The 6,322-nt window shown below is 34.2% G+C and carries 8 protein-coding genes; 7 read left to right on the forward strand and 1 reads right to left on the reverse strand.

Going from position 1 to position 6,322, the window contains the following annotated elements; genetic code table 11:
* Positions 1-50 precede the first annotated feature (50 nt).
* From sppA to P0N36_RS09325, 6 genes are all read left to right on the forward strand, one after another.
* On the forward strand, positions 51-1,046 hold the full coding sequence (sppA, locus tag P0N36_RS09300; protein WP_275842566.1) for a signal peptide peptidase SppA: 996 nt from the start codon (positions 51-53) through the stop codon (positions 1,044-1,046).
* Position 1,047: 1 nt separating this feature from the next.
* Entirely contained in the window at positions 1,048-1,497 is a 450-nt protein-coding gene (locus P0N36_RS09305) for an RDD family protein (protein WP_275842567.1), read from the forward strand.
* Between the two features lie 140 nt (positions 1,498-1,637).
* Positions 1,638-1,808, forward strand: coding sequence for a hypothetical protein (locus P0N36_RS09310; RefSeq protein WP_275842568.1), 171 nt, complete (start codon positions 1,638-1,640; stop codon positions 1,806-1,808).
* Positions 1,809-1,853: 45 nt separating this feature from the next.
* Positions 1,854-2,609 (forward strand): (S)-benzoin forming benzil reductase, encoded by a 756-nt coding sequence (locus P0N36_RS09315; RefSeq protein WP_275842569.1) that lies wholly within the window; start codon positions 1,854-1,856, stop codon positions 2,607-2,609.
* A gap of 118 nt (positions 2,610-2,727) precedes the next feature.
* Positions 2,728-4,071 carry a MarR family transcriptional regulator gene (locus tag P0N36_RS09320; protein WP_275842570.1) on the forward strand — a complete coding sequence of 448 codons (1,344 nt, stop codon included), beginning with the start codon at positions 2,728-2,730 and terminating at the stop codon, positions 4,069-4,071.
* Between the two features lie 22 nt (positions 4,072-4,093).
* A complete protein-coding gene (locus tag P0N36_RS09325) occupies positions 4,094-4,561 on the forward strand; it encodes an ASCH domain-containing protein (protein WP_275842571.1) in 468 nt (155 codons plus the stop codon).
* Between the two features lie 6 nt (positions 4,562-4,567).
* Here P0N36_RS09325 and P0N36_RS09330 read toward each other — a convergent pair whose 3' ends face one another.
* Positions 4,568-5,305, reverse strand: coding sequence for a hypothetical protein (locus tag P0N36_RS09330; RefSeq protein ID WP_275842572.1), 738 nt, complete (start codon positions 5,303-5,305; stop codon positions 4,568-4,570).
* Between the two features lie 230 nt (positions 5,306-5,535).
* Between P0N36_RS09330 and P0N36_RS09335 the strand changes: the two genes are divergently transcribed.
* Positions 5,536-6,322: J domain-containing protein (locus P0N36_RS09335; RefSeq protein ID WP_275842573.1), on the forward strand; the 787-nt coding region annotated here is incomplete at its 3' end.

The raw sequence follows: 6,322 nt of genomic DNA on the forward strand, positions 1-6,322 counted from the left end.
TATATAAAAGATCAGTGAGATGACAAGGAGATTATTATGAATGCAAAGAGATGGTTAGCGATTGGATTAGCGGTGGTGGTTTTTTCTCATCACATATAATTTCAGCAGTGGGAAATGTATTGACAAAAGATGTGGAAAAAACATCGTTCTGGGACACTATAATGCAAGATGCAATGTCAGAAAACATTCTAAGAGAGGGTTTATTAGATGAAAGAATTGTTATTGTTGATGTGACAGGTATCATGATTCAAGTTGAACAGAACTATTTTGCACCACTTAGCTATAATCATCAAAAAATCTTAAGTGATTTGGATCGGATTATTGAAGATACTTCTATTAAAGCTGTGGTGATAAGAGTGGATAGCCCAGGTGGTGGTGTCTATGAAAGTGCACAGTTAAGAGATAAGATTAAGGAAATGAAGGAAGTAAGAGATATTCCCATTTATGTGGTGATGGAAAGTATGGCGACGAGTGGCGGTTATTATATCTCAGTAGATGCAGATAAAATATTTGCTTCAAGAGAAACCATAACAGGATCTATCGGTGTCATCATGTCCGGACTTAATCTATCCGGACTTATGGAAAAGTATGGTGTTAAGGATACGACCGTTAAAAGTGGCGACTTAAAAGATGTTGGGTCAGCGACACGTCCTACGACTGAAGAAGACTTAAGTGTATTACAAAATCTTGTTGACAGCATGTACGAAAGGTTTGTAGATGTTGTAGAAGAAGGTAGAAAAATGGATAGATCCCATGTCTATGAGCTGGCAGATGGACGGATTTATGATGGAACGCAAGCCCTAGATGCCGGTCTAATAGATGCTATAGGTTATTATGACCAAGCAATTATAGATTTAGAGCGTACTTATGAGCTTGAAAATGCTCAAATTTTTTCGTATTCAAGTTCAGAATTTCCATTCGTTAACCAGTTCATGTCAGAAATTACCATGTTGATAAGAGGGAAGAACATGGGTTCTTTAGGCGATATTAATATATCAGGAATGAACAACAAACAAGGATTTATGTATATATATGGAGGATATTAGTATGGAGGAATTCAACAAATACCCCAAAATTGTATATGCAGGTTTTTGGATGCGTTTTTTTGCTTATTTACTGGATTTAATCCTTATTGGAAGCATACATAGAATAATGCTCTTCTTTCTCAAAGAAGGTGTAGTAAAAACAACATTATCTATTATCATATTTTTAACATATTTTGTCTTAATGACAAAATTGAATCAAGGACAAACACTAGGAAAAATGGTGTTTGGTCTTCGTGTTATTTGCTTCAAAGAAGATAAATTATCTTGGTCAACGGTTTTAGTAAGGGAAATGTTTGGTCGGTACTTACAAAAAATAATATGGCCTTTGTATCTTCTTGTGGTATTTACCCCATATAAACAACATGTAATTGACATGCTTACGGACACATCCGTTGTGACAGAAAATTATATTTCTTTGCTCTGTAGTTTTCCGACTACTGAGAGTTCTTAGTTAAAAGCATAAAGGGCATTCACTTGAAAACTTGAAAAAGGGTTTTGAATTCTATTTGGATGATGATCCTTCAGAAGGCGAACTGTGGGGTGGTTGTATCGAAGTCCTTGAATTCTTAAAGGGCACTAAAAAGCATTGTGATGGATATCATGACGGTTGAGTTTAATGTGAAAGATATACCAGTTGTTTTTAATATGGATTTTGGCCATACGGACCCTAAGTTGATTCTGCCACTTGGATGTGTCGTTAGGATAGACCCTAAGGGAAAAAAGATCATGCTCATGGAAAGTCCTTATTTAGATGAAAAGTGAGTCTATTTGTTTAAATAATTAAGTACATTTTGCTTGGAGGTAAAAATGAAATATTATATTATTACAGGAACGTCCAAAGGGCTAGGAGAAGCGCTTGCCTTGGAATTACTAATTAAAGGGCATCATGTCATTGGAGTATCTAGATCCCAAAGTGATAAGATTGAAGATAGGGTTCGTCTAAAGAATGATAACTGGCACCATATAACATGGGATATAAGTCATATAGAAAAATTAACGTCGCTAATGGAAGCTGTGTTTAGCTGTATTGATTTTAAACAGGCATTATCGATTTGTTTGATCAATAATGCCGGTGTTGTAACGCCTGTTAAAGTAATAGAAAAGTGTGAGGATGATGAAATTATGGAGGCTTTTAATATTAATACCATGGCCCCTATACTCATGACATCAAAGTTCATTAAAAAGCTAAAATCATTGGAAATAGATAAACATGTTGTCAATATTTCTTCTGGCGCAGGAAAGCATCCTTATGATGGGTGGAGTTGCTATTGCAGTACGAAGGCGGCTATGGATATGTTTACAAGATGTGTCGCTTTGGAACAGAAGAAAACCGCTTTTCCGGTAAAGATTATATCTCTGGCACCCGGCGTAGTAGACACACAAATGCAAGGGGTAATACGAGCATCAACAAAGGAAGATTTTAGTAACGTTGAGCGTTTTATTGATTATAAAGAAAAGGGATCTCTTTTGTCACCGGAAGCCGCCGCAAAGAAAATACTTGAAGTTATGGAAATTGAAGCTATGTCTCAAGGTCAGCTTTTGGATATTAGAGATTATAAATGAAGAAATGAAAGCGGTCAGTTAACTTGACCGCTTTCATTATATATGTTAAAATTATATTACGATAATCGTAATATACGAGAATCGAAAGTGAAAAGGTTGTGATTCCTTGGGAGATCAAATGGATTTGTGGATAAGACAATCTAGAGAAAATATCCAGCATCTGATTCAACATTACAAAAATCTAGACATGGATATGCCATTGCAAAATCCTCTAGAGAAAAAGTTAAATGCAATAGATATGGATGTGCTTAATTTGTTTGAACTTGAGTCATCTATTGCTATCAAAAAGGTGATTCTGTATCTTGATGTTCCTAATAGCACGATAACAAGTACAATTAATCGCCTAGAAGCTAAAGGTATATTGACTAGAAGCATTCATCCACAAGACAAAAGAACCTATAATCTACAACTTACTGAAAATGGTCAGGAAATCATCAATCTAAGAAAAGCGAGAAAAGAACAATTTCTAGAGATTATATTTCAAGCACTTGATGATGAAGAAAAAAAGACACTACATGAACTATTATGTAAAATAACAAAAGAGGTCCTTAAAAATCAAACCGGTTTAGCAAGGAGGTTCAATATGAACAAACTCGAACAAGAATATCATAGTTTTGGATCGTGGATTATTGAAATCACAACAGAAGATGAGATACCACTTCAATTCATTGACTTTAAACAGACAATATTAGATGCAGAGTATAGTTTTAAGGTACCTAGAAAAATAGAAAGACGTAAAGCACATCCGGGTATGCGTTTGTATGATGCTGTCGTATCTTTATTAGCACATAAAATCGTATTTCAACAAATCCGGAATAAGAAGGTAGAGGTATACCATATTCCATTTGAAGATATTGTTTATTTAGTTCATACCAACGAATTATTAGACAGTCAAATCATCATAGTTACGAAGGAACAAGAATATGTTATTGAGTATAATTCGGTTTCCTACGACATCAGTCACGGTTTCATCAAAAAAGTTCGCGATAAAATGTTGACATCCATGCCGGTATTGGATTTGGATACATTTACTGAAGAAAAGTCCATTGATTCTGAATTATATAAGAATCTTATAAGTAATGAAGTCAATGACAGTCCGGTAAAAATCATTGAATATCAACCTTTTATACAACTATCAAAAAACAACCCATCACCGGCTGAAAAACTATTTAACACTCATAATAAATATGAGCTTCAAGACACAGTTTTTTTGGCAAATACAAAGGAATTGATTGTTGTTAATCGAAAAGAAGCAGTAAAAAAAATGGATAAAGCAGATTATGGTTATTGTCGAACTTATATGGATTTGAGAAAAATAAAAAACATAAGATTGGAAGATGCACCTGAGATGTCACATCTGAAAACGTTGCTCATTCATATAGACGATTTAGAAGTTCCTTTTGAAGTGGGCGATACCTTCACGGTGGATTCAATAAACCAGTTATTGGCTATGAGAAAATAATTTGAAAGAATGAGGATAGATTATGATTCACCCATCAGTAAATAAAATGTGGCAAAACTATTTAGATTCTATTGATGATTCTAATAATTTAGATAATAGAACCTATACTTCTTGGTTTTTCTGTAACAATGAAGAAAGCGCTCATAATTTAGCTGAACTTGTTAAAAAGGGCATTAAAAGAGGTACCGCATCTTTGTTCTGTCTATACGAGATAGAACAGGAAGCGTTACCAACTGAAGATTGTTATAGTATTGTGACGGATTTTCATGGTGTAGCACAATGTATCATTCGAACAAAAAAAATTACGATCTTACCTTTTAAAGAAGTGGATGATAATCTAGCCGCTATTGAAGGCGAAGGTGACCAGTCTTTAAAGTATTGGCAAACGGTTCATCGGCAATTTTTCACAGAAGAATTGGCCACTTTTGATAGGGTGTTTACAGAGGATTTACTGGTTGTATTTGAAGAGTTTGACTTGGTGTACCCATAAAGAATTCTAGGACATATGGTGGTGTTTGTTTTTATTACTGTTTTGACTGTATTTTGGATCGAATATTTTGTTAATGTTATGCAAAGGACCAAAAACAATAATTCTATCCATAAGAAGTACAACTTGGCTGTCATCGATGTCGCCAATATAATGATCACCACGCTTAATGAACAAAACCCGTATACCATAATCATCACTAAGTCTGGACTCAAATATGGTTCTATCTTTTAGTACTAAAGGGACTTCGATGATTTTGATTTCGACAATACAATAACCACTAAAATTATCCAACACCAATAAGGGGTTGGATTTTTTTGAGTACATCCACTTATTGGCAATTTTTTTGATTAGTTTGTCAAAACGCGCACGAATAAAAGGTAGACGTTTATATAGGATGGCAAACATTAAAAACAAACCAAGTCCTAACAACGCTTGAGAGAAGTTAAAAAATGGATCACGGTATAAAGTGATAATCATATTAACTAAAACGGATACCACAATGACGTTAAAAAAATTCCCGGTAATCATAATCAGGATGGCCAAACGACGTCTACGTCTTGAACTAACGATAATCTCACTTTCTGAAGTCGTAAAACCGGAGTTGGTTAAAAGAGAGATAACTTGAAAGACGGAACGGGTATGGGATAGACCTGTGAGCATGAAAAAAATGGTGTATATTTCAATAATGATAAAATATATGGATAAAAGAACCAAAAGGGTGAAAAAAGCAAGATTAAGTGACATGGTTAACCTCCGTATTTAAGATTTATCAAAAGCTTTGCAAGCTTATTTTAACACATATTGTACAAAAAAAAATATGAATTGATATAGTTGATAAAATTTCACCGATGTCAATTTTATTATTAATGAACTTTCTTTACAAATGAGTCTTGTTGACACATTATCTTAATTATCTTATAATTAAATTAGCACTCGTAGAACGAGAGTGCTAATTTATGAAAGGTGGTGATGATATGAAATATAAAGATTATTATGATACTTTAGGCGTTAGTAAAACGGCAACTCCTTCAGAAATAAGAAAAGCCTATCGTAAACTTGCGAAAGAATATCACCCGGACAGCAGCCATAATCAGGGTAAAACCGATGAAAGATTCAAGGAAATCTCAGAAGCTTATGATGTTTTAGGTGACGAAAAAAAACGAGAAAAATATGACCAACTGGGACAGGACTTTAATCAACATAGTTATGATGACTTTGATCCGGGACAATATGGTTTCGAATCAAGGTCTTATAGTAATGTTGATGGTGATTACAGTGATTTTTTCAAAATGTTTTTTGGTGATGATATTTTTTCCGGTTTTGGTGGAAGATCTAATTATAGAGGCAATATGCGTCAAAAGGGTAACAACATTGAAGCGACCTTAAAAATTAATGTAAGAGAAGCAGCCCTAGGTGTTGAAAAAACTTTTGGATTGCAAGGTAGAAGTCATCAACAAATTGCAGTGAAAATACCAAAAGGAATTGAACCCGGTGAAAAGATTAGATTAAAAGGAAAAGGTGAAGCAAGTCTTACAGGTGGTGAACCTGGTGATTTGATTCTAATTATTGAGATTGAACCATATTCAAATATGGTTCTTCAGGGGCTTGACCTTCATACAAAGTTGGATATATATCCTTGGGATGCCTATTTAGGGTGTGAGAAAACAGTTAAATCCTTTGAAGGAGATCTTGTTGTCACTATACCACCATTAATACAATCCGGTAAAAAAATTAGATTACTGAATAAGGGATACAAAAATA

It is taken from the genome of Petrocella sp. FN5, assembly GCF_029210395.1.
Taxonomy (GTDB): domain Bacteria; phylum Bacillota; class Clostridia; order Lachnospirales; family Vallitaleaceae; genus Petrocella.